This is a genomic window from Pantoea sp. X-Soil-MYKO-1289 (assembly GCF_059730625.1).
The window spans coordinates 799,845-824,026 of the sequence record NZ_AP036004.1 but is presented as its reverse complement, the minus strand read 5'-3'; the positions used below and the strand labels follow the sequence as shown (position 1 = coordinate 824,026).

At 60.1% G+C, this 24,182-nt stretch carries 21 protein-coding genes; 6 read left to right on the top strand and 15 right to left on the bottom strand.

Features of this window, described 5'->3' with window-relative positions:
- The 6 genes from ftsB to cysG all read right to left on the bottom strand — a co-directional run bounded on the left by ftsB (window position 1) and on the right by cysG (window position 5,239).
- The gene (gene ftsB, locus AC6I7Z_RS03885; RefSeq protein ID WP_033752087.1) at window positions 1–315 is read right to left on the bottom strand and encodes a cell division protein FtsB; all 315 of its coding nucleotides are present in this window, start codon (window positions 313–315) and stop codon (window positions 1–3) included.
- Window positions 316–486: 171 nt separating this feature from the next.
- Window positions 487–807 carry a DUF3561 family protein gene (locus AC6I7Z_RS03880; RefSeq protein WP_497813217.1) on the bottom strand — a complete coding sequence of 107 codons (321 nt, stop codon included), beginning with the start codon at window positions 805–807 and terminating at the stop codon, window positions 487–489.
- A gap of 55 nt (window positions 808–862) precedes the next feature.
- The gene (gene cysC / locus AC6I7Z_RS03875) at window positions 863–1,468 is read right to left on the bottom strand and encodes an adenylyl-sulfate kinase (protein WP_497813216.1); all 606 of its coding nucleotides are present in this window, start codon (window positions 1,466–1,468) and stop codon (window positions 863–865) included.
- Window positions 1,468–2,895, bottom strand: a complete 1,428-nt coding sequence (gene cysN / locus AC6I7Z_RS03870) for a sulfate adenylyltransferase subunit CysN (protein ID WP_497813215.1) — start codon at window positions 2,893–2,895, stop codon at window positions 1,468–1,470. Before cysN ends, cysC begins: the two co-directional genes overlap by 1 nt.
- Before the next feature lie 10 nt (window positions 2,896–2,905).
- Complete coding sequence (cysD, locus tag AC6I7Z_RS03865) at window positions 2,906–3,814, bottom strand: sulfate adenylyltransferase subunit CysD (protein WP_311783930.1); 909 nt, start codon at window positions 3,812–3,814, stop codon at window positions 2,906–2,908.
- Between the two features lie 9 nt (window positions 3,815–3,823).
- The gene (gene cysG, locus AC6I7Z_RS03860; RefSeq protein ID WP_497813214.1) at window positions 3,824–5,239 is read right to left on the bottom strand and encodes a siroheme synthase CysG; all 1,416 of its coding nucleotides are present in this window, start codon (window positions 5,237–5,239) and stop codon (window positions 3,824–3,826) included.
- A 255-nt stretch (window positions 5,240–5,494) separates the two neighbouring features.
- Here cysG and AC6I7Z_RS03855 point away from each other — a divergent pair, with 255 nt between their 5' ends.
- Window positions 5,495–6,514 (top strand): aminopeptidase, encoded by a 1,020-nt coding sequence (locus AC6I7Z_RS03855; protein ID WP_497813213.1) that lies wholly within the window; start codon window positions 5,495–5,497, stop codon window positions 6,512–6,514.
- An 8-nt stretch (window positions 6,515–6,522) separates the two neighbouring features.
- Complete coding sequence (locus AC6I7Z_RS03850; protein ID WP_497813212.1) at window positions 6,523–6,807, top strand: YciI family protein; 285 nt, start codon at window positions 6,523–6,525, stop codon at window positions 6,805–6,807.
- 39 nt (window positions 6,808–6,846) lie between these two features.
- Here AC6I7Z_RS03850 and AC6I7Z_RS03845 read toward each other — a convergent pair whose 3' ends face one another.
- From AC6I7Z_RS03845 to cysJ, 3 genes are read right to left on the bottom strand one after another with little or no spacing between them, the layout of a single operon-like run.
- Window positions 6,847–7,581 carry a phosphoadenylyl-sulfate reductase gene (locus AC6I7Z_RS03845; RefSeq protein ID WP_497813211.1) on the bottom strand — a complete coding sequence of 245 codons (735 nt, stop codon included), beginning with the start codon at window positions 7,579–7,581 and terminating at the stop codon, window positions 6,847–6,849.
- Complete coding sequence (cysI, locus tag AC6I7Z_RS03840) at window positions 7,578–9,302, bottom strand: assimilatory sulfite reductase (NADPH) hemoprotein subunit (RefSeq protein ID WP_497813210.1); 1,725 nt, start codon at window positions 9,300–9,302, stop codon at window positions 7,578–7,580. Before cysI ends, AC6I7Z_RS03845 begins: the two co-directional genes overlap by 4 nt.
- Entirely contained in the window at window positions 9,302–11,107 is a 1,806-nt protein-coding gene (gene cysJ, locus AC6I7Z_RS03835; protein ID WP_497813209.1) for an NADPH-dependent assimilatory sulfite reductase flavoprotein subunit, read from the bottom strand. The genes cysI and cysJ overlap by 1 nt, the downstream gene beginning before the upstream one ends.
- A gap of 296 nt (window positions 11,108–11,403) precedes the next feature.
- Between cysJ and queD the strand changes: the two genes are divergently transcribed.
- Window positions 11,404–11,763: a 6-carboxytetrahydropterin synthase QueD gene (queD, locus tag AC6I7Z_RS03830; protein ID WP_497813208.1), complete on the top strand. Its 360-nt coding sequence runs from the start codon at window positions 11,404–11,406 to the stop codon at window positions 11,761–11,763.
- A 129-nt stretch (window positions 11,764–11,892) separates the two neighbouring features.
- The gene (locus AC6I7Z_RS03825) at window positions 11,893–12,378 is read left to right on the top strand and encodes an inorganic diphosphatase (protein WP_497813207.1); all 486 of its coding nucleotides are present in this window, start codon (window positions 11,893–11,895) and stop codon (window positions 12,376–12,378) included.
- Here the strand turns inward: AC6I7Z_RS03825 and queE are convergent.
- The 6 genes from queE to rlmD form a co-directional block, all read right to left on the bottom strand.
- Entirely contained in the window at window positions 12,365–13,036 is a 672-nt protein-coding gene (gene queE, locus AC6I7Z_RS03820; protein ID WP_316555715.1) for a 7-carboxy-7-deazaguanine synthase QueE, read from the bottom strand. The genes AC6I7Z_RS03825 and queE overlap by 14 nt on opposite strands.
- 334 nt (window positions 13,037–13,370) lie before the next feature.
- Window positions 13,371–14,669 carry a phosphopyruvate hydratase gene (eno, locus tag AC6I7Z_RS03815; protein WP_033752120.1) on the bottom strand — a complete coding sequence of 433 codons (1,299 nt, stop codon included), beginning with the start codon at window positions 14,667–14,669 and terminating at the stop codon, window positions 13,371–13,373.
- 76 nt (window positions 14,670–14,745) lie between these two features.
- Window positions 14,746–16,383 carry a glutamine hydrolyzing CTP synthase gene (pyrG, locus tag AC6I7Z_RS03810; RefSeq protein WP_033752123.1) on the bottom strand — a complete coding sequence of 546 codons (1,638 nt, stop codon included), beginning with the start codon at window positions 16,381–16,383 and terminating at the stop codon, window positions 14,746–14,748.
- Between the two features lie 229 nt (window positions 16,384–16,612).
- On the bottom strand, window positions 16,613–17,401 hold the full coding sequence (mazG, locus tag AC6I7Z_RS03805; RefSeq protein WP_286868642.1) for a nucleoside triphosphate pyrophosphohydrolase: 789 nt from the start codon (window positions 17,399–17,401) through the stop codon (window positions 16,613–16,615).
- Window positions 17,402–17,464: 63 nt separating this feature from the next.
- Complete coding sequence (gene relA, locus AC6I7Z_RS03800; RefSeq protein WP_497813206.1) at window positions 17,465–19,696, bottom strand: GTP diphosphokinase; 2,232 nt, start codon at window positions 19,694–19,696, stop codon at window positions 17,465–17,467.
- A 33-nt stretch (window positions 19,697–19,729) separates the two neighbouring features.
- Complete coding sequence (gene rlmD, locus AC6I7Z_RS03795) at window positions 19,730–21,043, bottom strand: 23S rRNA (uracil(1939)-C(5))-methyltransferase RlmD (protein ID WP_497813205.1); 1,314 nt, start codon at window positions 21,041–21,043, stop codon at window positions 19,730–19,732.
- Window positions 21,044–21,119: 76 nt separating this feature from the next.
- On the opposite strand from rlmD, the gene barA reads away from it, so the two are divergent.
- Together barA and AC6I7Z_RS03785 are read left to right on the top strand one after the other, a co-directional pair.
- Complete coding sequence (gene barA / locus AC6I7Z_RS03790; RefSeq protein WP_497813204.1) at window positions 21,120–23,867, top strand: two-component sensor histidine kinase BarA; 2,748 nt, start codon at window positions 21,120–21,122, stop codon at window positions 23,865–23,867.
- Window positions 23,868–23,940: 73 nt separating this feature from the next.
- The gene (locus AC6I7Z_RS03785; RefSeq protein WP_497813203.1) at window positions 23,941–24,180 is read left to right on the top strand and encodes a type II toxin-antitoxin system CcdA family antitoxin; all 240 of its coding nucleotides are present in this window, start codon (window positions 23,941–23,943) and stop codon (window positions 24,178–24,180) included.
- Window positions 24,181–24,182: the final 2 nt, after the last annotated feature.

Genomic DNA, 24,182 nt, shown 5'->3' with positions numbered 1-24,182 from the left:
TTATCGTTGTTGGTTTTGCGCAGCCTGCGCGTTGCGTTTGTTCTGATCCGGCACCAGACGATAGAAGGTCTCACCGGGCTTAATCATGCCCAGCTCATTGCGCGCGCGTTCCTCGATCGCCTCCGAGCCGCCATTGAGATCGTCAATTTCGGCAAACAGCTGATCGTTACGCGCTTTAAGTTTGGCGTTGTTCGCCTGTTGCACCGCGACGTCGTCATTGACGCGCGTATAGTCGTGAATACCGTTTTTGCCCAGCCACAGCGAATATTGCAGCCAGCCGAGCAGCACCAGTAGCAGTAACGTCAGTTTTCCCATCCCCGCCCCCTGAAAAACGGCTCAATCATCCCATAACTTGGTGCAGGACTCCACTCCAGCGGTGAAAATGGCCCGCTTTACCGGCCGTCTGCGCAAATTCTGATTAGGATGGCGAGAAGGCGGTCAGGTAAAGTTTTGTAACCTGCCGACGCGTTTCCACATCCGGAGGCATCACCAGCCGGATAAAAACGAGAAGAGCAGCCAGAAAAGGCAGACCACGACTATCGCCGTAACGGGCGTCGTCCAGAGCAGCCTGCCGCGCAGCGCCATGCTGAAAATAATGCCGATCAGCACCGATACCGGCAGCAGCGCCAGGAAAAAGGGCCAGGTATAGAGGAAGAAGAAAAGCGTGTTGGAACCGTACAACAGGAAGGGGATCGCCAGCGCGCACCAGTATGAGAGGAAGCCGATGATGCCGCCCGGCAGCGACGAGTGCGGCTCGTCCAGGGCGCTTTCATCTTTGCGGGCCAGCATAGGAGTAACATTCTGCATAGAGATCCTGTTGACGCGGAGGCGGCAAATCAGCCTCGATTTGCCGCTTGTCTGTTCAGGATTCGATGATATCGCGGTGGCGCAGCAGGTCTAACAATTGGCCGGTCAGTTTTGTAACCAATTGTTCGCCCGCTAAGTGTATTTCCGGCTGCTCCGGCGCCTCGTAGACGCTGTCGATGCCGGTAAAATTGCGCAGCTCGCCCGCGCGCGCTTTTTTATATAACCCTTTGGGATCGCGCGCTTCGCACACCGCCAGCGGCGTATCGACGAAGACCTCGATAAAGCGACCTTCCGGCAGCATGTCGCGCACCATCTGACGCTCGGCGCGATGCGGCGAGATAAAGGCGGTGAGCACCACCAGTCCCGCGTCCACCATCAGCTTCGCCACTTCACCGACGCGGCGGATGTTCTCTTTGCGATCCGCGTCGCTGAAGCCCAGATCGCGACAGAGGCCGTGACGCACGTTATCGCCGTCGAGCAGATAGGTGCTGACGCCGAGCGGATGCAGCGCCTGCTCCAGCGCGCCGGCCACCGTCGATTTGCCGGAGCCGGAGAGACCGGTAAACCACAGCACCGCGCCCTGATGGCCGTGCTGCCGCTCGCGCGCCTCGCGCGTCACCGGATGATCGTGCCACACCACGTTTTCATCGTGCTGCGCCATTACTCACCGCCCAGCAGATCGCGCGCGTTCCAGTGCGGAAAGTGGCGACGGATCAGCGCGTTCAGCTCCAGCTCGAACGCGCTAAAGTCGCCCGCCTGCCGCGCCGCGCCGCTCAGCGGCTCATGGATCATGCCTGCGCCCACGGTGACGTTGCTCAGGCGATCGATAAAGATCATGCCGCCGGTTACCGGGTTCTGCTGGTATTTATCCAGCACCATCGGTTCGTCGAAGGTCACTTCCACCAGGCCGATGCCGTTCAGCGGCAGCGTCTCGGCGGCGCGCTTCTCCAGCGTGTTGATCTCGACCTGATGAATCACCTTCTCCACGCGGCCGCGCGCCTTCTTGCCGGCGATTTTAATATCGTAGCTCTGGCCCGGCTGCAGCGGCTGCTCCGCCATCCATACCACGTCGACGGTGGCGGACTGCACCGCCTCCAGCTCGGCGTCGCTGTCGACCAGCAGATCGCCGCGGCTGATATCGATCTCGTCGTTCAGCACCAGGGTAATGGCTTCGCCCGCGCCCGCTTCCTGCAGGTCGCCGTCAAAGGTTACGATGCGCGCCACGGTGGACTCCACGCCCGACGGCAGCACCTTCACGCGCTGGCCGACGCGCACCGCGCCAGAGGCGAGCGTACCCGCATAGCCGCGGAAATCCAGGTTCGGACGGTTAACGTACTGCACCGGGAAGCGCATCGGCTGCTGATCCACCACGCGCTTCACCTCGACGGTCTCCAGCACGTCGAGCAGCGTCGGACCGCTGTACCACGGCATGGTCTGGCTCGGGGTGGCGACGTTGTCGCCCTCCAGCGCCGACATCGGCACGAAGCGAATATCCAGGTCTTCCGGCAGCTGCGCCGCGAAGTCGAGGTAATCCTGTTTAATTTGCTCGTAGGTCTCCTGGCGATACTCCACCAGGTCCATTTTGTTGATCGCCACCACCAGATGCTTAATGCCCAGCAGCGTCGAGATAAAGCTGTGGCGACGGGTCTGATCCAGCACCCCTTTGCGCGCGTCGATCAGCAGAATCGCCAGATCGCAGGTCGAGGCGCCGGTCGCCATGTTGCGGGTGTACTGCTCATGCCCCGGCGTGTCGGCGATAATAAATTTACGCTTCTCGGTGGAGAAGTAGCGGTAGGCCACGTCGATGGTGATGCCCTGCTCGCGCTCCGCCTGCAGCCCGTCCACCAGCAGCGCCAGGTCGAGCTTCTCGCCCTGGGTGCCGTGACGTTTGCTGTCGTTGTGCAGCGAAGAGAGCTGATCTTCATAAATCTGACGCGTATCGTGCAGCAGGCGGCCGATCAGCGTGCTTTTGCCGTCGTCGACGCTGCCGCAGGTGAGAAAACGCAGCAGACTTTTATGCTGTTGCGCGGTCAGCCAGGCTTCCACGCCGCCCTGATCGGCAATCTGTTGTGCAATAACGGTATTCATCTGCGTCTCCTTAGAAATAACCCTGACGTTTTTTCAGTTCCATCGAACCGGACTGATCGCGGTCAATCACGCGGCCCTGACGTTCGCTGGTGGTAGAGACCAGCATCTCTTCAATAATTTCCGGCAGCGTCTGCGCTTCGGACTCCACCGCGCCGGTAAGCGGCCAGCAGCCAAGGGTGCGGAAGCGCACCATACGCTGTTTGATCACTTCGCCAGGCTGCAAATTGATACGGTCGTCATCCACCATCATCAGCATGCCGTCGCGCTCCAGCACCGGGCGCGGCGCGGCGAGATAGAGCGGCACGATTTCGATGTTTTCCAGGAAGATGTACTGCCAGATATCGAGTTCGGTCCAGTTCGACAGCGGGAAGACGCGAATGCTTTCGCCCTTGTTGATCTGGCCGTTGTAGTTATGCCACAGCTCCGGGCGCTGGTTCTTTGGATCCCAGCGGTGGAAACGGTCGCGGAAAGAGTAGATACGCTCTTTGGCGCGCGACTTCTCTTCGTCGCGGCGCGCGCCGCCGAACGCGGCGTCAAAGCCATATTTGTTCAGCGCCTGCTTCAGCCCTTCGGTTTTCATGATATCGGTGTGCTTGGCGCTGCCGTGCACGAAGGGGTTGATGCCCATCGCCACGCCTTCCGGGTTGCGGTGAACCAGCAGCTCGGCGCCCATCTCTTTCACGGTGCGATCGCGAAACGCGTACATCTCGCGAAATTTCCAGCCGGTATCGACATGCAGCAGCGGAAACGGCAGCGTGCCTGGGTAGAAGGCTTTACGCGCCAGATGCAGCATCACCGACGAATCTTTGCCGATGGAGTACATCATTACCGGATTGCTGAACTCCGCTGCGACCTCGCGGATGATATGAATGCTTTCCGCCTCTAACTGACGCAGATGAGTGAGTCTTTTTTGGTCCATGATTTTTCCTCAAGCCAGTGTGACAACGGCGGACTCGCGGGTCGCCTGCTGTGCAGAATGTTGAAACCACGCCAGCTGCTCGTGCAGCTTCACCACTTCCCCGATCACCAGCAGCGCTGGCGTCGGCGCGGCGGCAGCCAGCGTCTCAAGGTGTTCCAGCGTGCCGGTCAGCACCTGCTGATCCTGCCGCGTGCCGCGGCCAATCACCGCAACCGGCGTCGCGGGATCGCGGCCGTGACGCATCAGCCCTTCGCTAATCGCCGCTGCCTTTACCGTGCCCATATAGATCGCCAGCGTCTGACGCGCGCGCGCCAGCGACGGCCAGTCGATGTCGTCGCCGTCGGCGCGACAGTGACCGGTAATAAACAGCACGCTCTGCGCGTGATCGCGGTGGGTCAGCGGAATACCGGCGTAGGCGGTCGCGCCTGCCGCCGCCGTCACGCCGGGCACCACCTGAAACGGAATCCCCGCCTCCTGCGCCGCCTGCAGCTCTTCGCCGCCGCGGCCGAAGATAAAGGGATCGCCCCCTTTCAGGCGCACCACGCGTTTGCCTTTGCGCGCCAGCTCCACCAGCAGGCGATTGGTCTCTTCCTGCGGCACCGAGTGCGCGCCGGCGCGTTTGCCGACGCAGATGCGGTCGGCGTCGCGGCGCACCAGATCCAGCACCTCGTCGCTGACCAGATGGTCGTAAAGCACCACGTCCGCCAGCTGCATCACCTGCAGGCCGCGCAGCGTCAGCAGGCCGCTGTCGCCAGGGCCGGCGCCGACCAGAATGATCTCGCCTGCGCGGTTCGGCTCTTCATTAAGCTCGCGCGTCAGCGTGCGCGTCGCCTCGTCCACGTTGCCCGCCGACATCTGGCTGGCGAACAGGCCGTTAAAGGCGCGCTCCCAGAAGCGACGGCGATCGGACATGCGGCTGAAACGCTGCTTTACGCGGTCGCGGAACCCGCCTGCGACCTCCGCCATCTGCCCCAGGCTGGCGGGCAGCAGCGCCTCCAGCTTTTCGCGCAGCATACGCGCCAGCACCGGCGCGGTGCCGCTGGAGGAGATAGCGACCACCAGCGGAGAGCGGTCCACGATAGAGGGAAAGATAAAGCTGCACTTCGGCTGGTCGTCTACCACGTTGACCAGTCGGTGACGGGCGTTGGCCTCGTCGTAAACCTGGCGGTTGAGCAGGTTATCGTCGGTCGCGGCGATGGCGAGAAAAACCGCGTCGAGCTGCGCCGGCTCGAACGCCGTCGCCAGCCATTCGATCTGCTGTTCCTGATGCAGCGCCTGGAGTTCGGGGCAAAGCTCGCGCGACACCACGCGCACCTGCGCGGAAGCGCGGCGCAGCAGTTCGATTTTGCGCGCCGCGACGTCGCCGCCGCCGACGACCAGCACCGGACGACCTTTGAGATCGGCGAAAAGAGGCAAATAGTCCACGATAACCCTGGCGTTGTAACCGTAATTTAACGCGACTATACGTTGCGCCCTTCTGGCAGATGAAATTACGAATTGGAATGAGTAGTTACCGAATGGAATAACGCGCCAGGCAAGCTCATAACAAAATGTGCTTAACGGATGATCTGGCAAGGCTTTCAGAGCGAATCAAATTGTTTAATGACGATCACAGTTTCATACTGGAGAGCGAAAAAAAGTTTGGCTTTTCGTCACAGGATGACCCACAAGGAACGCCCCATGTTTGCCCTTCTCCGCCTGACCGCGCTGGCTGCGCTGTTGAATTGCGGTTTCGCTCTGCACGCCCAGGCCGCCAGCGTCGCGCCGGGGAAATTTGCCGAGCAGCAGCTTCGTCACATCGCCACTTACTTCCCTGGCCGCATGAGCGGCAGCCCGGCCGAAATGATGGCCGCCGACTACCTGCAGCAGCAGTTCGCCGCGCTCGGTTTTCAGAGTAATACCCGTCAGTTCAATACCGGCTACCGCTGGCGCGAGTCCAGTGGCGATCTGCGCTGGCATAAGGTGACGGCGACCTCGGTGATCGCCGCTCGCGCCGGCAGCGCGCCGCAGGAGATCCTGATTGTGGCGCATCTCGACACCTGGACGCCGCTCAGCAGCAGCGACGCGGAGCATAACCTTGGCGGCCTGCGTCTGCAGGGCGTCGACGACAACGCGTCAGGGCTGGGCGTGATGCTGGAGCTGGCGCAGCAGCTGAGCCGCCGGCCGCTGCACTACGGCGTGCGCTTCGTGGCCCTGAGCGCAGGCGAAACCGCGCTGGGCGGCATGCAGGATTACGTGGCGCGCATGAGCGAGAAAGAGAAAAAGAATACGCTGCTGGTGGTAGACCTCAACAGCCTGATCGCTGGCGACCATCTCTATTTCAACAGCGGCAGCAATACGCCGCGCGCGGTGCGCAAGCAGACCAGCGAGCGCGCGCTGCGCCTGGCGCAGCAGCTCGGCATTCCCGCCGCCAGCCATCAGATGACCGCACGCGACTATAACGCCGCTAACGCCTTCGATAAGGCGGGCTTTCCGCTGCTGGACGTGACGGCAAGCAACTGGGCGCTGGGCGGCAAAGATGGCGCGCAGCAGCGCAGCCGCTCGAAGCATTTCCCGGACGGCACTACGCGCCATCAGATCGACCGTGATAACCTCAGCTATCTCGATCGCTGGCTGCCGGGCCGCATTTCGCTGCGCACGCGCGACAGCGTGAAGGTGCTGCTGCCGCTGCTGGGCGAGCTGACTAATCCCAAAGTGTGAGAATAATTATGTATATCGTCTCGTTAAGCTATTTTCGTCCGGTCGAAGAGGTGGAAACACTGCTGGAACCGCATGTTCAGTGGCTGGATCGCTATTTCGCCGCTGGCGTATTTATCGCGGCTGGACGCAAGGATCCGCGTACTGGCGGCATCGTCCTGGTCAAAGATATCGATCGCGCGCGGCTGGATACGATCCTGGCGGAGGATCCCTTTGTCGCGGTGGCGAATTATGAGGTTACCAGGCTGAACGTAACGCGTGCGGCAGAAGAGTTTGCCGCTCTGGTAGGGATGTAGTCAGCAGGCGCGCGGCTTCATCGCCGCGCGCCTGGATATTTAGCCTTCGTGCAGGCCGCACTCGCGCTTCAGGCCGAAGAAGCGCGTCTCCTCTTCCGCCATGCCGGGCTCCCATTTGCGCGTGGTGTGTGTATCGCCCACCGACAAATAGCCCTCATCCCACAGCGGATGGTATTTAAGATTGTGCTGCTGCAGATAGTGATGAATCTGACGGTTGTCCCAGTCGATAATCGGCAGCACCTTGAACACGCCGCGCTGCACGCCGAGCACCGGCAGATTCGCACGGCTGCCGGACTGATCGCGCCGCAGCCCGGCGAACCAGGTCTGGGCGCCCAGCGTTTGCAGCGCGCGGTTCATCGGCTCAACCTTGTTGATCTGGTTGTACTGCTCAATGCCTTCCACGCCCTGCTCCCACAGCTTGCCGTAGCGCGCCTCCTGCCAGGCCGCCGAGGTTTCGGCGCGAAACACCTGCAGATTCAGGCCCAGCTGATCCGTCAGCTGGTCGATAAAACGGTAGGTTTCCGGGAAGAGATAGCCGGTATCGGTAAGGATCACCGGAATATCGGGCATCTGTCGCGTGACCAGATGCAGCGACACCGCCGCCTGAATGCCGAAACTCGACGAGAGCACAAAGGCGCCCGGCAGGTTTTCCAGCGTCCAGCTGACGCGCGCCTCCGCCGAGCTTTTCTCCAGCTGCGCATTCACGGACGCCAGCGCCAGCGTGCGCTCGACTTTGTTCATTTCACTCAGTGCTGCGAGGTCGAACTGACTCATACTGCCTCCGAATCCCAGAAATCTCGTGCCGGATCGACGACCGGCTTGACGATGCCTGCGCGGATCGCGAAGTCGCCGAAGCCCTCAGCGCCGTGACGCTCGCGCGCCCAGCGGCCCACCAGTTCGTCGATGCTGGCGAGGATCTCGCTTTCGGTGATGTTCTCGCGGTACATGCGCGGAATGCGCGTGCCGATGCGGTTGCCGCCGATATGCAGGTTGTAACGGCCCGGCGCTTTGCCCACCAGCCCGATTTCCGCCAGCATGGCACGGCCGCAGCCGTTGGGACAACCGGTGACGCGTAGCACTATGTGCTCTTCGCCCACGCCGTGGCTGTGCATGATCTCTTCGACTTTGGTGACGAAGGCGGGCAGAAAACGCTCTGCTTCCGCCATCGCCAGCGGGCAGGTCGGGAACGAGACGCACGCCATCGAGTTTTCGCGCTGCGCGGTCACGCTCTCCATCAGGCCGTGTTCACGCGCAATCGCCTCGATTTTCGCCTTTTCGCTCTCCGGTACGCCGGCCACGATCAGGTTCTGGTTCGCCGTCAGGCGGAAGTCGCCCTGATGCACGCGCGCAATCGCCGCGATGCCGCTTTTCAGCGGACGGTCCGGGTAGTCGAGCAGGCGGCCGTTCTCGATAAACAGCGTCAGGTGCCACTTATTGTCGATGCCCTTGATCCAGCCGATGCGGTCGCCGCGGGTGGTGAACTCGTACGGGCGAATCGGCTCGAAGGTCAGCCCGGCGCGCTTCTCGACTTCCGCTTTGAAGGTCTCGACGCCGACGCGCTCCAGGGTATATTTGGTTTTGGCGTTTTTACGATCGGTGCGGTTGCCCCAATCGCGCTGAGTAGTCACCACCGCAGCCGCGACCTCCAGCGTTTTCTCCAGCGGCAGATAGCCGAACTCGCTGGCGGTGCGCGCATAGGTCGCTTTGTTGCCGTGCTCGATCGATAAGCCGCCGCCGACCAGCAGGTTAAAGCCGACTAGCTTGCCCTTCTCCGCCACCGCGATAAAGTTGAGGTCGTTGGCGTGCAGATCGACGTCATTGTGCGGCGGGATCACCACCGTGGTTTTAAACTTACGCGGCAGATAGGTCTCGCCGAGGATCGGCTCCTCATCCGTGGTCGCGACCTTCTCTTTATCCCACCAGATTTCTGCGTAAGCGCGGGTGCGCGGCAGCAGATGCTCGGAGATCTTCTTCGCCCACTCGTAGGCTTCCTGATGCAGCTCCGACTCGACCGGGTTCGAGGTGCAAAGCACGTTGCGGTTGACGTCGTTGGCGGTTGCCAGCGCGTCGAGCCCGACTTCGTGCAGCATCTGGTGCGACGGCTTGACGTTCTTCTTCAGAATGCCGTGAAACTGAAAGGTCTGGCGGTTGGTCAGACGAATGCTGCCGTACAGGGTTTTCTCGGTGGCGAACTTATCGATCGCCAGCCACTGCGTCGGCGTGATGATGCCGCCCGGCAGACGGCAGCGCAGCATCATAGCGTGACGCGGCTCCAGCTTCTGCTCGGCGCGCTCGGCGCGAATGTCGCGATCGTCCTGCTGGTACATGCCGTGGAAACGGATCAGCAGAAAGTTATCGCCGTTGAAGCCACCGGTCAGGCCATCATCCAGATCTTCCAGGATGGTGCCGCGTAAATAGTTACTCTCTTTTTTAAGACGCTCGGCGTCGACCAGCTTGCCTTCAACGACCAGCGGTCCGGGGTGTTTTTCGCTCATTAGTAAACGTCTCGCTGATAGCGGCGCTCGATGCGCAGCTCGCTTAAAAATTCGTCGGCCGTTTCACGATCCATTGCGCCGTGTTCGACCACCACATCCAGCAGTGCCTGCTCGACATCCTTCGCCATACGGTTGGCGTCGCCGCAGACATAAATATGCGCGCCCTCTTCGATCCAGCGCCACACTTCCGCCCCTTTCGCGCGGATTTTGTCCTGCACGTAGACTTTCTGCTCCTGGTCGCGCGACCAGGCGAGATCGATATGGGTCAGCAGGCCATCCTTCACATACTGCTGCCATTCCACCTGATAGAGAAAATCCTCAGTGAAGTGCGGATTGCCGAAGAAGAGCCAGTTTTTGCCGCCTGCGCCGTCGTTGTCGCGCTGCTGCATAAAGGCGCGGAACGGCGCGATGCCGGTGCCTGGGCCAATCATAATCACCGGCGCGTCGGGGTTGGCGGGCAGGCGGAAGTTATCGTTATGCTCGATAAAGACGCGAATTTCCGCATCCTCTTCCAGGCGGTCGGCCAGATAGCTCGAGGCGCCGCCCGCGCGGGCGCGGCCGTCGATATCAAAACGCACCGCGCCGACGGTGATATGCACTTCGGTTTCATTCTCTGCCTGCGAGGAGGCGATAGAGTAGAGGCGCGGCGTCAGCGGACGCAGCAATGCGGTCAGCTGTTCGGCGTTGAGTTCGGTCGGCGCGTTACGCACCATATCGACGATCGGGAAGGTCTGCGCGTAGTGCTGCAGCTTCGCCTTATCGCCCACCAGCGCCAGCAGCGCGTCGTTGCGCGACAGGGCGGCGTACTGCTCGACGATCTGCGCGGTGTTGACCGTCAGCTCGAAGCGTTTTTGCAGCGCTTCGCTAAGCGGCAGGGTTTGGTTGTCGATCTGCACCGGCTCGTCGCCTTTCAGCCACAGCAGGCTCAGCAGCTCGGCGACCAGCTGCGGATCGTTTTCATACCAGACGCCCAGCGCGTCGCCCGGCTGGTAGCGCAGGCTGGAGTCGCCCAGATCGATTTCGATATGACGCACGTCCTTATCGGAGTTGCGGCCGGTAATTTTTTGGTTTACGGCAAAGCTGGCGCTGAGCGGCGCCTCTTTGGTGTAAGGACTGCTGTGCACTTCATTGACGCTGCCGGTCGCGGTCGCCACTGCCTGCGCCGGCGTTTCGCTCGGCACGCGCTGTTTCAGCACCTCGACCAGCGCACGGCGCCAGTTCGCTGCCGCTTCGGCGAAATCGACGTCGGCATCGACGCGATCCAGCAGACGCTCTGCGCCCAGCTCCGCCAGGCGGCTGTCGAAGTCCTTGCCCGCTTTGCTAAAGAATTCGTAAGAGGTGTCGCCGAGGCCGAGCACCGCGAAAGCGGCGCCATCCAGCTTCGGCGCTTTTTTCGACATCAGGAATTTGTGCAGCGCCACCGCCTCTTCCGGCGGATCGCCTTCACCCTGGGTGGAGGTCACCACCACCAGCAGCTTCTCCTGGCCGATCTGCTTGAACTTGTAGTCGCCGGCGTTAACCAGCTTAACGTTGAGCTTCGCCGCCTGCAGATCGTCGCGCAGCTGCTCGGCGACGCGGCGCGCGTTGCCGGTTTGCGAAGCGGAGATTAGCGTAATCGCCGGGATCTCCGCCGCCGCTGGCGCGCTGGCCGCGACGCTGCCGGGCGTCTGATTGATCATTCCCCAGAAGTAGCCAGAGATCCACGCCAGCTGGGTGGGAGAAAAATCAGTCGTTGCCGCCTGTAAGCGCGCAAGTTGCTCCGGGTTAAGCGGGAGCAGAGAACCTGGGGGTGCCTGAGTCGTCATCGCGTTAAGAATTCCAGTATCCAGAGTCCGGACGGTAAAGTAGCAGAAAGAGTGGTAGGTTACCGGCCCGTATATTAACGATTAAATACGGCTTCGACATAATTAATAACCAAAATGACTAAGTGGTTTTTTGAGTAGGACTAATCAGTAAAACTGGTAAAGCAAGCCCATATTTATCATAGAGTTAAAGGCGAGTGCTATTGCGCTGGCCGCGCAAATCCCTCTTTACAACGGCACGGATGCGAAAATTCCGTATTTCAGGTAGAATTCCCCGGTTTTTTACCCTGAGAGCCATTATGTCTACCACATTGTTTAAAGAGTTCCAGTTCGAAGCCGCTCACCATTTGCCTAACGTCCCGGCAGGACATAAATGCGGTCGCCTGCATGGCCATTCGTTTCTGGTGCGACTGGAAATTACCGGCGAAGTGGACGCGCATACCGGCTGGGTGATGGATTTCGCCGAACTGAAAGCGGCGTTCAAACCGCTGTATGAGCGCCTCGATCACCACTATCTGAACGAGATCGAAGGCCTTGAGAATCCCACCAGCGAAGTGCTGGCGAAGTGGATCTGGGATCAGATGAAGCCGCAGCTGCCTGAGCTGAGCGCGGTGATGATCAAAGAGACCTGCACGGCGGGCTGCGTCTATAAAGGATAAATCCCGTCAGGGCTGTGGTCCGCACAGCCCGCCCTTTTCGCCCTGCGCGTCTTTACGCACACGTCATCTTTCAGCTATCTGACGCCTCTACGTTGTTCTCTCCTCTATTAAAGGTCAAGAGAATCAACGATGAACCTGAAACGCCTTGCCGTCTGCGCGGCTTTTACCGCCTCTGCCGCCGTTCAGGCGCAAAACGCGCTCGACTTTCCCCAGCCGGATAACCTGCCGGACGAGTTCTACGCCGTGACAGACATTCCCGCCGGCGGCACCATCAAATATGAGACCGACGCCAAAACCGGCTTTATCGTGGCGGATCGCTTTCAGTCGATGCCGGTCGCCTGGCCGGCCAACTACGGCTCCCTGACGCAGTCGCTGGGCGGCGATAACGATCCGCTCGACGGCGGTGAAGTGGACGACAAGATTGTCGCGGTGCCGACCAGCAAAATCGATCCCGCCTGGGACGATATTAAGAGCATGAGCGATCTGCCTAAAATCGAGCAGGAGCGCTTGCAGGCGTTTTTCCGGGTGTATAAGCAGTTGCCGGATGGCCGAAAAAAGGTCGAGCTACATGGATTTGAGAGCGCCGCCCTGCTCTCTGCCATCAGGCGATATTGAGGTACTTGTGCGTCTGCATCGACAGGCGCCAGTTGCGTGCGATACAGGTTTCAATACAAAGTTTCGTCGCGGCGTCTTTGCGGCTGATGGGCTGCAGCGCAATAATGCGCGCTTTGCTGTCGCTCAGCGTTGCCAGCAGTTCATCCAGCGCCTCAACGTCGCGCTCGCGCGCCACCGGATGCTTGATCTCATCCGCGCGCTGCAGCGCCTGCGCCAGCACGTCATAGCCGCCGCGCATATTCACCTTCGGCGATACCGTCACCCAGGTTTTCTCGGAGCAGTGCACTTCGTGCGTGCCGCTGGTTTCGATCTGGCACTGAAAACCCTGCGCTTCCAGCGCCGTGGTCAGCGGGCGCAGATCGTAAATCGACGGCTCGCCGCCGGTAATCACCACATGGCGCGCCGTCCAGCCCTGACGCTGAATAGTCTCGATCAGCAGCGCCGCGTCGGCGTTGCCCCAGGCATCCGTTTCCACCGTTTTGACCAGAATATCGCCCAGCGCCGTTTCCCGATCGGCCAGTTTCTCCCAGGTATGTTTGGTATCACACCAGCTACAACCTACCGGACATCCCTGTAAGCGGATAAAGATGGCCGGAACGCCGGTGTAAAATCCTTCACCCTGCAGCGTCTGGAACATTTCATTAATCGGGTATTGCATTACGGACTCGCTAGAAAAAAACAGGGCGCTGATTATGGCAGATTTGCCGCGCAGCTCAACCACGCGATGTGCCTTTTCTCCGTGCCATAAAAAGCAAAAGCTCCGCCCGGATAACATTTCAGACGGCTACAAAGTCAAAACGCGGATGACAAGGACCGAAGAGCAAAGCGTCCTCGCAAGGGACTGCGCGGGCCGAGCGGCCAGGGATGGCGTCTTGCGTCTTTGCGATCGGACCTTGTCATCCGCGTTAGCACGTTGCCATAAAAAGCAAAAGCCCCGCCAGGGCGGGGCTTTCTCTCAAGCAATGCCGTCAGCTAACGGCATCAGCAGGCGATTACGCCTGGCCTTTTACTTCTTTCAGACCGTTGAACGGCGCTTTTGAACCCAGCGCTTCTTCAATACGGATCAGCTGGTTGTACTTAGCAACGCGGTCAGAACGGCTCATAGAACCGGTTTTGATCTGGCCTGCTGCAGTACCGACCGCCAGGTCAGCGATGGTGGCGTCTTCGGTTTCACCTGAACGGTGTGAAATCACCGCGGTGTAGCCTGCGTCTTTCGCCATTTTGATCGCCGCCAGGGTTTCGGTCAGAGAACCGATCTGGTTGAACTTGATCAGGATGGAGTTAGCGATGCCTTTCTCGATGCCTTCTTTCAGGATCTTGGTGTTGGTCACGAACAGGTCGTCGCCCACCAGCTGGATTTTGTCGCCCAGCACTTTAGTCTGGTAAGCAAAGCCGTTCCAGTCTGACTCGTCCAGGCCGTCTTCGATAGAGACGATCGGGTACTGTTTGGTCAGATCTTCCAGGAAGTGCGTGAACTCTTCAGAGGTAAAGGCTTTGTTGCCTTCGCCAGCCAGCACATATTTGCCGTCTTTGTAGAATTCAGACGCCGCGCAGTCCATCGCCAGGGTGATATCTTTGCCCAGCTCGTAGCCCGCCGCTTTTACCGCTTCTGCGATAACAGCCAGCGCTTCAGCGTTGGAACCCAGGTTCGGCGCGTAGCCGCCTTCGTCGCCAACCGCAGTGTTCAGGCCTTTAGACTTCAGCACTTTCGCCAGGTGGTGGAACACTTCAGAACCCATACGGATCGCTTCTTTCACCGTTGAAGCGCCAACCGGCTGGATCATGAATTCCTGGATGTCGACGTTGTTGTCGGCGTGCTCGCCGCCGTTGATGATATTCATCATCGGCAGCGGCATAGAGAATTTGCCCGGGGTGCCGTTCAGCTCAGCGATGTGCTCATACAGCGGCTGACCTTTAGAGGCCGCTGCCGCTTTCGCCGCAGCCAGCGATACCGCCAGAATGGCGTTTGCGCCGAAGTTGGATTTGTTCTCAGTACCGTCCAGGTCGATCATGATCTTATCGATGTTCGCCTGATCTTTCGCGTCTTTGCCTTTTACCGCATCCGCAATCGGACCGTTAACCGCAGCAACTGCTTTAGTTACGCCTTTGCCCAGGAAACGAGATTTGTCGCCGTCGCGCAGCTCCAGCGCCTCGCGTGAACCGGTAGAAGCGCCTGACGGTGCCGCTGCCAGACCAACAAAACCACCTTCCAGATGTACTTCCGCTTCTACAGTTGGGTTGCCGCGGGAGTCGATGATTTCGCGACCGATGACTTTAACGATTTTGGCCATTACGATTTTCCTCAGTACAAGTTAGTCAATCCTAAGACAAACAACGCGCGAAAAGTTCGCGCGTTGCTCGTGAAACTTACTTCGCTAAACGCTTCTGGTGATCCTGCGCGGCCTTAACAAAGCCGGCGAACAGCGGATGACCGTCGCGCGGTGTTGACGTGAACTCCGGGTGGAACTGGCAAGCCACAAACCAGGGGTGGTTCGGGATCTCGATGATCTCGACCAGCTGGTCGTCGCCAGAACGTCCGGCAATGCGCAGCCCTGCGGCTTCAATCGGCTTCAGCAGCAGATTGTTGACTTCGTAGCGGTGGCGATGGCGCTCGACGATGGTGTCGGAACCGTACAGCTGACGGACTTTGCTGTCCGGCGTCAGCTGGCACTGCTGGCTGCCGAGGCGCATGGTGCCGCCCAGGTCGCTGGTTTCCGTACGCTGTTCCACATTGCCGTTTTCATCGCGCCATTCGGTGATCAACGCCACCACCGGGTATTTACAGTCTGGCACAAATTCAGTGGAGTTGGCGCCTTCCATCCCGGCGACGTTGCGCGCGAACTCCATCAGCGCAACCTGCATGCCGAGGCAGATGCCCAGATAAGGCACGTTGTTTTCACGCGCGTACTGCGCGGTCATCAGCTTGCCTTCCACGCCGCGGTAGCCGAAGCCGCCGGGGATCAGAATCGCATCCAGATCTTTCAGAATTTCGACGCCGCGCGTCTCGACGTCCTGCGAATCGATCAGCTTGATGTTGACCGTTACGCGATTTTTCAGGCCGCCGTGCTTCAGCGCTTCAATCACCGATTTGTACGCATCCGGCAGTTCGACATATTTGCCGACCATACCGATGGTCACTTCGCCGCCCGGATTGGCCTCTTCGTAGATCACCTGTTCCCATTCGGACAGGTTGGCTTCTGGCGCGTTCAGGTTGAAGCGCTTGCAGATATAGTCATCCAGACCCTGCGACTTCAGCAGGCCCGGGATTTTGTAGATGGAATCGACATCTTTCAGCGAGATAACCGCTTTTTCCGGCACGTTACAGAACAGCGCAATCTTGGCGCGTTCGTTGGCAGGCACGGCGCGATCGGAACGGCAGATCAGCACGTCCGGCTGGATGCCGATAGAGAGCAGCTCTTTAACCGAGTGCTGGGTCGGCTTGGTTTTCACCTCGCCCGCCGCCGCCATATAGGGCACCAGCGTCAGGTGCATATACATGGTGTGCTCGCGGCCGACGTCAACCGCCATCTGGCGAATCGCCTCCAGGAACGGCAGCGACTCGATATCGCCGACGGTACCGCCGATCTCCACCAGAACGACGTCGTGACCTTCGCCACCGGCGATAATGCGTTCTTTAATGGCGTTGGTGATGTGCGGGATAACCTGAATGGTCGCGCCGAGATAGTCGCCGCGGCGCTCTTTGCGCAGCACTTCAGAGTAGATACGACCCGTGGTGAAGTTGTTGCGGCGCGTCATTTTAGTGCGAATGAAACGCTCGTAGTGACCCAAATCCAAATCGGTTTCGGCCCCGTCGTCGGTGACGAACACTTCACCGTGCTGGGTAGGGCTCATGGTGCCCGGATCGACGTTGATATAGGGATCCAGCTTCATGATGGTCACGTTGAGACCACGTGCTTCGAGAATGGCTGCGAGGGAGGCTGCGGCAATGCCTTTACCCAGAGAGGAAACGACCCCGCCGGTCACAAAAATATAATTCGTTGTCATGCTGAACCTGAGAGTTTAGGTTTAAAGACGGTGGAATAACCAGGACGGGAAAACAGTATACCTGAAACCCCTGTTAGCCACAATTGATGAATCACCGCCATCCTCCAACGCATTGCAGCGGGTAACATAGCGGATAGCGGCCAGGGAAATGTTGATGCAGGTCACAACTTTTTTCTCGGGCTGAATCGAGTAAGCGCGACCGGCTAAATTGTATGCGGCGCTGGAATAATCAGCGTTTTTCGCCTTCTTTTACCTGCTGCCAGGCCGCCTCCATCTGTTCCAGCGTCGCCTCGGGCATGGCGAGCCCCTGCGCGGCGATAATCGCTTCGACCGCGCGGAAACGACGCTCGAACTTGTCGTTCGCCTTTTGCAGCGCGGTTTCCGCTTTGCTGCCGAGATGGCGCGACAGGTTGACCGTGGCGAACAGCAGATCGCCGATCTCCTCTTCCAGCTTGTGCGGATCGATGGTCGCCTGCTGCGCCTCGTGCATCACTTCGTCGATCTCTTCATGCACTTTATCCAGCACCGGGCCAATCGAGGTCCAGTCGAAGCCGACGTTATGGCAGCGCTTCTGGATTTTATGCGCGCGCATCAACGCCGGCAGCGCTTTGGGAATATCGTCGAGCGCCGAGTGCTGCGCCTTCTCCGCCCGCTCCGCGCCTTTAATCGCCTCCCAGTTTTTCAGCACCTCCGCGCTGTCCGCCACGCTGGCGTCGCCGAAGATATGCGGATGGCGGCGCTCCAGCTTGTCGCTGATGGCGTCGCAGATATCTTCGAAGGTAAAGCGATCCTGCTCGCTGGCCATCTGCGCGTAGAACACCACCTGAAACAGCAGATCGCCCAGCTCGCCGCGCAGATCGTCAAAGTCTTCACGCTGGATGGCGTCCAGCACTTCATAGGTCTCTTCCAGCGTATAGGGGGCGATCGAGGCGAAGGTTTGCTCGCGATCCCACGGACAGCCGCGTTGCGGATCGCGCAGGGTTTGCATAATGCCCAGCAGGCGATCGAGTGAGCTCATAGTCAGTCCTTTTCAAACACGGGGTCATAAGCGCGGGGATGGGCGCGCGCCCATCCCGCAAAATTAGTGAAGACGTCGGGCGTCGATGATATCAGGCACCTGGTTCAGCCGCGACAGCACGCGGCCCAGCACCTGCTGATTGTAGATTTCAATATCCATATCGATGGTCGCCAGCTGTTTTTTGGTGTCGCTGCGGCTGGAGACGCCCAGCACGTTGACCTTCTCGTTGGCGAGAATGGTGGTGATATCGCGCAGCAGCCCGCTGCGATCGTTAGCGGTAACGCGCACCACCAGCGAGTAGCCGCTGGAGTAGCTTTCGCCCCACACCGCGTCGACAATGCGTTCCGGCGCGTGAGCGGTCAGCTCGGCCAGCTGGTCGCAGTCGGCGCGGTGGATAGAGATGCCGCGGCCCTGCGTAATAAACCCGACAATATCGTCGCCCGGAATCGGCTGACAGCAGCGCGCGATATGGTGCATCAGGTTGCCGACCCCCTCCACCACCACGCGGCCGCTCTCTTTGCGCGACGGCGGCGAGTAGCTTTTCTGCGTCAGCTGGCGCAGCGCCTCGCGATCTTCCTCCTCCGCGCTCGGCTTGTTGAGCTTCGCCTGCAGGAAGTTGACCATCTGATTCAGGCGGATATCGCCGCCGCCAATCGCCGCCAGCAGCTCATCGAGCGAGGTGACGTTATAGCGCGGCAGCAGCAGCTTCTCCGCTTCGCGCAGGCTGATATCGAGCTGGTTCAGCTCGCTGTCGAGGATCTGACGACCCGCCGCGATGTTTTTGTCGCGGTCCTGCTTGCGGAACCAGTTATGGATCTTGGCGCGGCCGCGGCTGGTGGTGATATAGCCGAGGTTGGGGTTCAGCCAGTCGCGGCTCGGGTTCGGCTGTTTCTGGGTGATCACTTCAACCTGATCGCCCATCTGCAGCTGATAGGTAAAGGGCACGATGCGGCCGCCGATTTTGGCGCCGATGCAGCGGTGGCCGATATCGCTGTGAATGTGATAGGCGAAGTCGAGCGGCGTCGATCCGGCGGGCAGATCCACCACGTCGCCTTTTGGGGTAAAGACGTAAACGCGATCGTCAAACACCTGACTGCGCACCTCTTCCAGCATCTCGCCGGAGTCGGCCATCTCTTCCTGCCAGGCGATCAGCTTACGCAGCCAGGCGATACGCCCTTCGTGCCCGGAGGCGCCGCGCGCGCTGCCGGTGCTCGGCCCCTCTTTGTATTTCCAATGCGCGGCGACGCCCAGCTCGGCGTCTTCGTGCATCTGCCGGGTGCGGATCTGAATTTCCACGGTCTTGCCTTTCGGCCCGAGCACCACGGTATGAATCGACTGATAGCCATTCGGTTTGGGGTTGGCGACATAGTCGTCGAACTCCGCCGGGAGATGACGATAGAGGGTATGCACGATGCCGAGCGCGCCGTAGCAGTCCTGCAGACGCTCGGCGACGATGCGCACCGCCCGCACGTCGAACAGCTCGTCAAACGCCAGCGACTTCTTCTGCATCTTGCGCCAGATGCTGTAGATATGTTTCGGACGGCCGTAAACCTCGGCGCGCACGCCCTCTTTCACCATCTCTTTGCGCAGTGAATCGACGAAGTTCTCGATATACTGTTCGCGATCGATACGGCGCTCGTGCAGCAGTTTGGCGATGCGTTTGTATTCATCGGGATGCAGGTAGCGGAAGCAGTAATCCTCCAGCTCCCATTTCAGCTGACCGATGCCGAGCCGGTTGGCGAGCGGCGCGTAGATATTGGTGCTCTCTTTGGCCGCCAGCACGCGCTCATCTTCCGGCGCGTCTTTCATCTCGCGCAGGTTCATGATGCGCTCCGCCAGCTTGATCACCACGCAGCGGAAATCCTCCACCATCGCCAGCAGCATGCGGCGCACGTTGTCCACCTGCTCGGACGCCATGGAGTCGTTGTGGATCGCTTTCAGCTGGCGAATGGCGTCCATATCGCGCACGCCGTGCACCAGAGTGACGATGCCGTTGCCGAAGGTTTCGCCTAGCTCCTCTTCGCTCACCACTTCCGCATTCGCCAGCGGGAAGATCAGCGCGGCGCAGGAGCTTTCAATATCCATACTGAGCATCGAGAGGATCTCAACCATCTCAATGCCGCGCCACAGCAGCAGCGACTGTTCGGGGTGTCCCTGCGTCTGGGCTTCGCAATAGCGCCAGGTCTCGGCGATACGTTCACATGATTGCGGGTTGGCAATGCCAAGACTGGCGATCCACTGATCGAGAGCGAACTCTCCTGCCGTATTTAAATGCGCACTTCTGACCGCAACCATATCCTCTCCTGCCACAGCAGCATCAATTGCCGCTTATGTTTTGCTGAACAGCACCATGGATTCGAGATGACGGGTATGAGGGAACATATCCAGCATCGCGACCCTTTCCAGATGGTAGCCCGCCGACAGTAAACTCTGGCTGTCGCGAGCAAGCGTTGTGGGATTACACGAAACATAGACCACGCGCTCTGGCGCAAGTTTAACCACGTGCGCCATCACGCCCGCGGCCCCGGCGCGCGCCGGATCGAGCAATACCTTGTTAAATCCCTGCGCCGCCCACGGCTGGCGCGCGACATCTTCCTCCAGGTTGTGCTGGAAAAAGCGGACATTTTTAAGATTATTCAGCTGCGCATTATACGCTGCCTGCCGCACTAATGCTGCAACGCCCTCCACACCCACAACATTTTGTACAAATTTTCCTACAGGGATCGTAAAGTTTCCCATGCCGCAAAAGAGATCGAGCACGCGGTCTTCCGGCCGCAGATCGAGCCAGGCGATCGCCTGCGCCACCATCTGCTGGTTAACCGCGTCGTTAACCTGAATAAAGTCTTGCGGACTAAAGGTCAACCGCACCTCGCCCGAATGGTAAAAAGGTTCCTCGCCGCGCACCTGCTCCAGCCGCTCGCCGTCGTCGAGAAACAGCATCAGCCTCTGCTCATGCGAAAAACGTTCCAGTTTTTCGCGGTCGTCGGCGTGCAGCGCGTCGAGATGGCGCAATACCATCAGCGGCCCGTTGTCCGCCAGCACCAGCTCGAGGTGCCCCAGCCGGCTCGCCGCCTTCAGCGCGCTGAGGCAGTCGCGCAACGGCGGCAGCAGCGCTTCAAGTTCGGGCGCCAGAATGGGGCAGACGCGAATGGCCACCAGATCGTTGCTCGCCTCCTGGCGAAACCCCATCTGCAGCTCGCGCGTTTTCGGCTGCCACTGCAGGCCGAGGCGCGCGCGGCGGCGGTAGCCCCAGGCGGGCCCGGCGAGGATCTCGTCCACCGCCACGGCGCGCTGCGCCGCCTGGCCCAGCATGCGCGACAGCGCCGCCGCTTTGCTGCGCTGCTGCAGCGGCTCGGCGGCGTGCTGCTGCTGGCAGCCGCCGCAGCGGGTAAAGTGCGGGCAGCGCGGCGTCACGCGCTCCGGGCTGAGGCTAAGCAGCCGCGTCGCTTTGCCGCGCGCATACTGGCGTTTCTCCTCCACCAGCGTCACTTCCGCCTGCTCGCCGGGCAGCGCGCCGCTGATAAACAGGGTCTTACCCTGATGCCGCGCCACGCCCTGGCCGAAGGGATCGAGCTCGTCCACGGTGACGGTGATGCGTTGCTTAGTCGTCACGCGCTGTTTTGCGGAGTAAAATTGCGCCATAGTGTTCTACATTCTCAATAAAATTCAGCGTGCGCGCTGTCGCGCACAGGGATAACAGGCTTAGCCAGCGACTATTATGACGAAATACAGCCTGCGGGCGCGAATGATGATTTTAATCCTGGCGCCGACGCTAATGATTGGGCTGCTGCTCAGCTCGTTTTTCGTGGTGCATCGCTACAACGAACTGCAGCGGCAGGTAGTGGACGCGGGCGCCAGCATCATTGAGCCGCTGGCGGTCTCCAGCGAATACAGTATGACCTGGCACGACCGCGACGCCATCCGCGCGCTGGTCAGCCTGCTGCACCGCCGCCACTCCGATATTGTCCGCGCCATCTCAATATTCGACAACAATAACCATCTTTACGTCACCTCTAATAACAACCAGAACCTGAGTCTGCTGCAGCAAGAGGATATCCGCGCGCTGCCGGACGAGGTCTCGATGGAGCGCCACGGCACGCTGCTGATCCTGCGCACGCCGATCACCTCGGAGCGCTTCGCAATAGACGAGCTGCCCAGCGTCGACACCAAACCGGCGGGCAACCCGCTCGGCTACGTGGCGATCGAGCTCGATCTCCAGTCGGTGCGTTTGCAGCAGTATAAAGAGGTGTTTGTCGCCACCCTGATGCTGCTGTTTTGTCTCTGCATCGCCATGCTGTTTGCCTACCGCCTGATGCGCGACGTTACCGGCCCGATTCGCAATATGGTGACGACCGTCGACCGCATTCGCCGCGGCCAGCTCGACAGCCGCGTCGAGGGTTATATGCTGGGGGAGCTTAGCATCCTGAAAAACGGCATCAACGCCATGGCGATGTCGCTCACCGCCTATCACGAAGAGATGCAGCACAATATCGATCAGGCGACCTGGGATCTGCGGGAAACGCTGGAGCAGCTGGAGATTCAGAACGTTGAGCTGGATCTGGCGAAAAAGCGCGCGCAGGAAGCGGCGCGCATCAAGTCGGAGTTTCTCGCCAATATGTCCCACGAGCTGCGCACCCCGCTCAACGGCGTGATCGGCTTTACCCGGCAGATGCTGAAAACCGCGCTCGGCGCCACGCAGCGCGACTACATGCACACCATTGAGCGCTCGGCGAATAATTTACTCAGCATTATCAATGACGTGCTCGACTTCTCTAAGCTGGAAGCGGGCAAGCTGGTGCTGGAGTCGATCCCTTTCCCGCTGCGCTCCACCCTGGATGAAACCATTGTGCTGCTGGCGCCGTCGGCGCACGAAAAAGGGCTAGAGCTGACGGTGCTGTGCGACAGCAGCGTGCCGGATAACGTGATTGGCGATCCGCTGCGCCTGCAGCAGATTCTGATCAACCTGCTGGGCAACGCCATCAAGTTTACCGAGCGCGGCACTATCGATCTGCGCGTCGAACAGCGCGCCGTCAGCGCCACGCGCGTCGAGCTGGAGATTCAGGTGCACGACTCCGGCATCGGCATTTCCGAGCAGCAGCAGACCCAGCTTTTTCAGGCGTTTCGCCAGGCGGACGCCAGCATTTCCCGCCGTCACGGCGGCACCGGGCTGGGGCTGGTGATCACCCAGAAGCTGGTCAGCGAAATGGGCGGCGAGATCGCCTTCCACAGCCGCGTCAATGAAGGCTCGACCTTTTGGGTGCGGATACAGCTCGAGCTTAATCCCAACGCGCCGTCGCTGCCGCGCGCGCTCGACGCCCTGTCGCGCTCGCGCATGGCCTACGTCGAGGCGCATGCCGCCTCGGCCGACGCGGCGCTGAAGATGCTGCTTGTTACGCCGCTGCAGGTAGAGCACAGCGAGACGCTGTCGGGCCTGCGCGAGCCGCACTATCCGCTGCTGCTGGTCGGGCTGCCGATCGATATCACGCAGCAAGAGCTGCTGGACGACGCCTTTATCGACGCCCTGCTCAACCGCGCCGACTGCGTGCTGCTGGCGCTGCCGAGCGCCATGATGCTGCTGGCGGATCGCCTCAAGGTGCGCGGCATTCACGGCTGCATCACCAAACCGGTATCCACCACGCGTCTGCTGCCGCTGCTGGCCGATCTGCATAGCCGCCAGCGCAGCGAACTGCCCAACGGCGCGCGCCTGCCGCTGCGGGTCATGGCGGTGGATGACAACCCCGCCAACCTCAAGCTGATTGGCGCGCTGCTGGAGGAGCAGGTGCAGCATATCCTGCTGTGCAACAACGCCGAGCAGGCGATCGCCGCGGCGCGCGCGCAGCCGCTGGATATCATCCTGATGGATATCCAGATGCCGGAAATCGACGGCATTCGCGCCAGCGAAATCATTCGCAGCCTGCCGCTGCACGCCAGTACGCCGATTGTGGCGGTCACCGCGCACGCCATCGACGGCGAGCGCGAACATCTCATCAAAGCGGGGATGAACGACTATCTGGCGAAGCCGATCGACGAAACCCGGCTCAGCCAGCTGCTGGCGCGCTACAGTCCGGCGCTGCCTGCGGTGCTGCCGCCGGTGCCCGCCGTTTCGCCGTCGCTCGACTGGGAGCTGGCGCTGCGTCAGGCGGCGAACAAGCCCGAGCTGGCGCGCGATATGCTGAAGATGCTGCTCGACTTTCTGCCTGAAGTGCATGAAAAACTCGATGCCTTTATGGCGGCGAAAAATGTGCAGGGACTGCGCGAGATCATTCATAAGCTGCACGGCAGCGCCAGCTACAGCGGCGTGCCGCGCATGAAGCAGCTCTGCCGCCAGCTGGAGCAGAACCTGCGCCAGAGCGGCGATATCGACGACCTGGAGCCGGAGCTGCTGGAGCTGCAGGATGAGATGGAAAATGTAGCGCGTGAAGCACGGAGGCTGCTGGGGCACTCCCTGGAACAGCCGCATGATTAAAAATGTATATTTTCCAGGCGAAAAACGCTATTTTCCATACACGTGTTCCTACACGTGTATGGAGAGATAAGCAATGAGCATTTCAGCAGGTCGTCTTAAAAAAACGGTAAGCGTTACGCTTGAACCCGCACTTCTTGAGCGGGCTCGTAACGAAGGAATTAATCTTTCTGCTGCTTTAACGGAGGCGCTAAAGCGTGAAATTAAAAAAGCGGAAGCCGAAAAATGGAAGCAGGAAAACAAACGCGCCATTGAAGAGTTAAATCGTATTACTGACGAACATGGCTTGTTGTCGGATGATTACAGGACGTTTTAAGT

What these genes read in the sequence shown, in the direction of transcription:
- ftsB (WP_033752087.1), bottom strand. Translation starts at nt 315, where the DNA reads ATGGGAAAACTGACGTTACTGCTACTGGTGCTGCTCGGCTGGCTGCAA.
- AC6I7Z_RS03880 (WP_497813217.1), bottom strand. Translation starts at nt 807, where the DNA reads ATGCAGAATGTTACTCCTATGCTGGCCCGCAAAGATGAAAGCGCCCTG.
- cysC (WP_497813216.1), bottom strand. Translation starts at nt 1,468, where the DNA reads ATGGCGCAGCACGATGAAAACGTGGTGTGGCACGATCATCCGGTGACG.
- cysN (WP_497813215.1), bottom strand. Translation starts at nt 2,895, where the DNA reads ATGAATACCGTTATTGCACAACAGATTGCCGATCAGGGCGGCGTGGAA.
- cysD (WP_311783930.1), bottom strand. Translation starts at nt 3,814, where the DNA reads ATGGACCAAAAAAGACTCACTCATCTGCGTCAGTTAGAGGCGGAAAGC.
- AC6I7Z_RS03855 (WP_497813213.1), top strand. Translation starts at nt 5,495, where the DNA reads ATGTTTGCCCTTCTCCGCCTGACCGCGCTGGCTGCGCTGTTGAATTGC.
- AC6I7Z_RS03850 (WP_497813212.1), top strand. Translation starts at nt 6,523, where the DNA reads ATGTATATCGTCTCGTTAAGCTATTTTCGTCCGGTCGAAGAGGTGGAA.
- AC6I7Z_RS03845 (WP_497813211.1), bottom strand. Translation starts at nt 7,581, where the DNA reads ATGAGTCAGTTCGACCTCGCAGCACTGAGTGAAATGAACAAAGTCGAG.
- cysI (WP_497813210.1), bottom strand. Translation starts at nt 9,302, where the DNA reads ATGAGCGAAAAACACCCCGGACCGCTGGTCGTTGAAGGCAAGCTGGTC.
- cysJ (WP_497813209.1), bottom strand. Translation starts at nt 11,107, where the DNA reads ATGACGACTCAGGCACCCCCAGGTTCTCTGCTCCCGCTTAACCCGGAG.
- queD (WP_497813208.1), top strand. Translation starts at nt 11,404, where the DNA reads ATGTCTACCACATTGTTTAAAGAGTTCCAGTTCGAAGCCGCTCACCAT.
- AC6I7Z_RS03825 (WP_497813207.1), top strand. Translation starts at nt 11,893, where the DNA reads ATGAACCTGAAACGCCTTGCCGTCTGCGCGGCTTTTACCGCCTCTGCC.
- queE (WP_316555715.1), bottom strand. Translation starts at nt 13,036, where the DNA reads ATGCAATACCCGATTAATGAAATGTTCCAGACGCTGCAGGGTGAAGGA.
- eno (WP_033752120.1), bottom strand. Translation starts at nt 14,669, where the DNA reads ATGGCCAAAATCGTTAAAGTCATCGGTCGCGAAATCATCGACTCCCGC.
- pyrG (WP_033752123.1), bottom strand. Translation starts at nt 16,383, where the DNA reads ATGACAACGAATTATATTTTTGTGACCGGCGGGGTCGTTTCCTCTCTG.
- mazG (WP_286868642.1), bottom strand. Translation starts at nt 17,401, where the DNA reads ATGAGCTCACTCGATCGCCTGCTGGGCATTATGCAAACCCTGCGCGAT.
- relA (WP_497813206.1), bottom strand. Translation starts at nt 19,696, where the DNA reads ATGGTTGCGGTCAGAAGTGCGCATTTAAATACGGCAGGAGAGTTCGCT.
- rlmD (WP_497813205.1), bottom strand. Translation starts at nt 21,043, where the DNA reads ATGGCGCAATTTTACTCCGCAAAACAGCGCGTGACGACTAAGCAACGC.
- barA (WP_497813204.1), top strand. Translation starts at nt 21,120, where the DNA reads ATGACGAAATACAGCCTGCGGGCGCGAATGATGATTTTAATCCTGGCG.
- AC6I7Z_RS03785 (WP_497813203.1), top strand. Translation starts at nt 23,941, where the DNA reads ATGAGCATTTCAGCAGGTCGTCTTAAAAAAACGGTAAGCGTTACGCTT.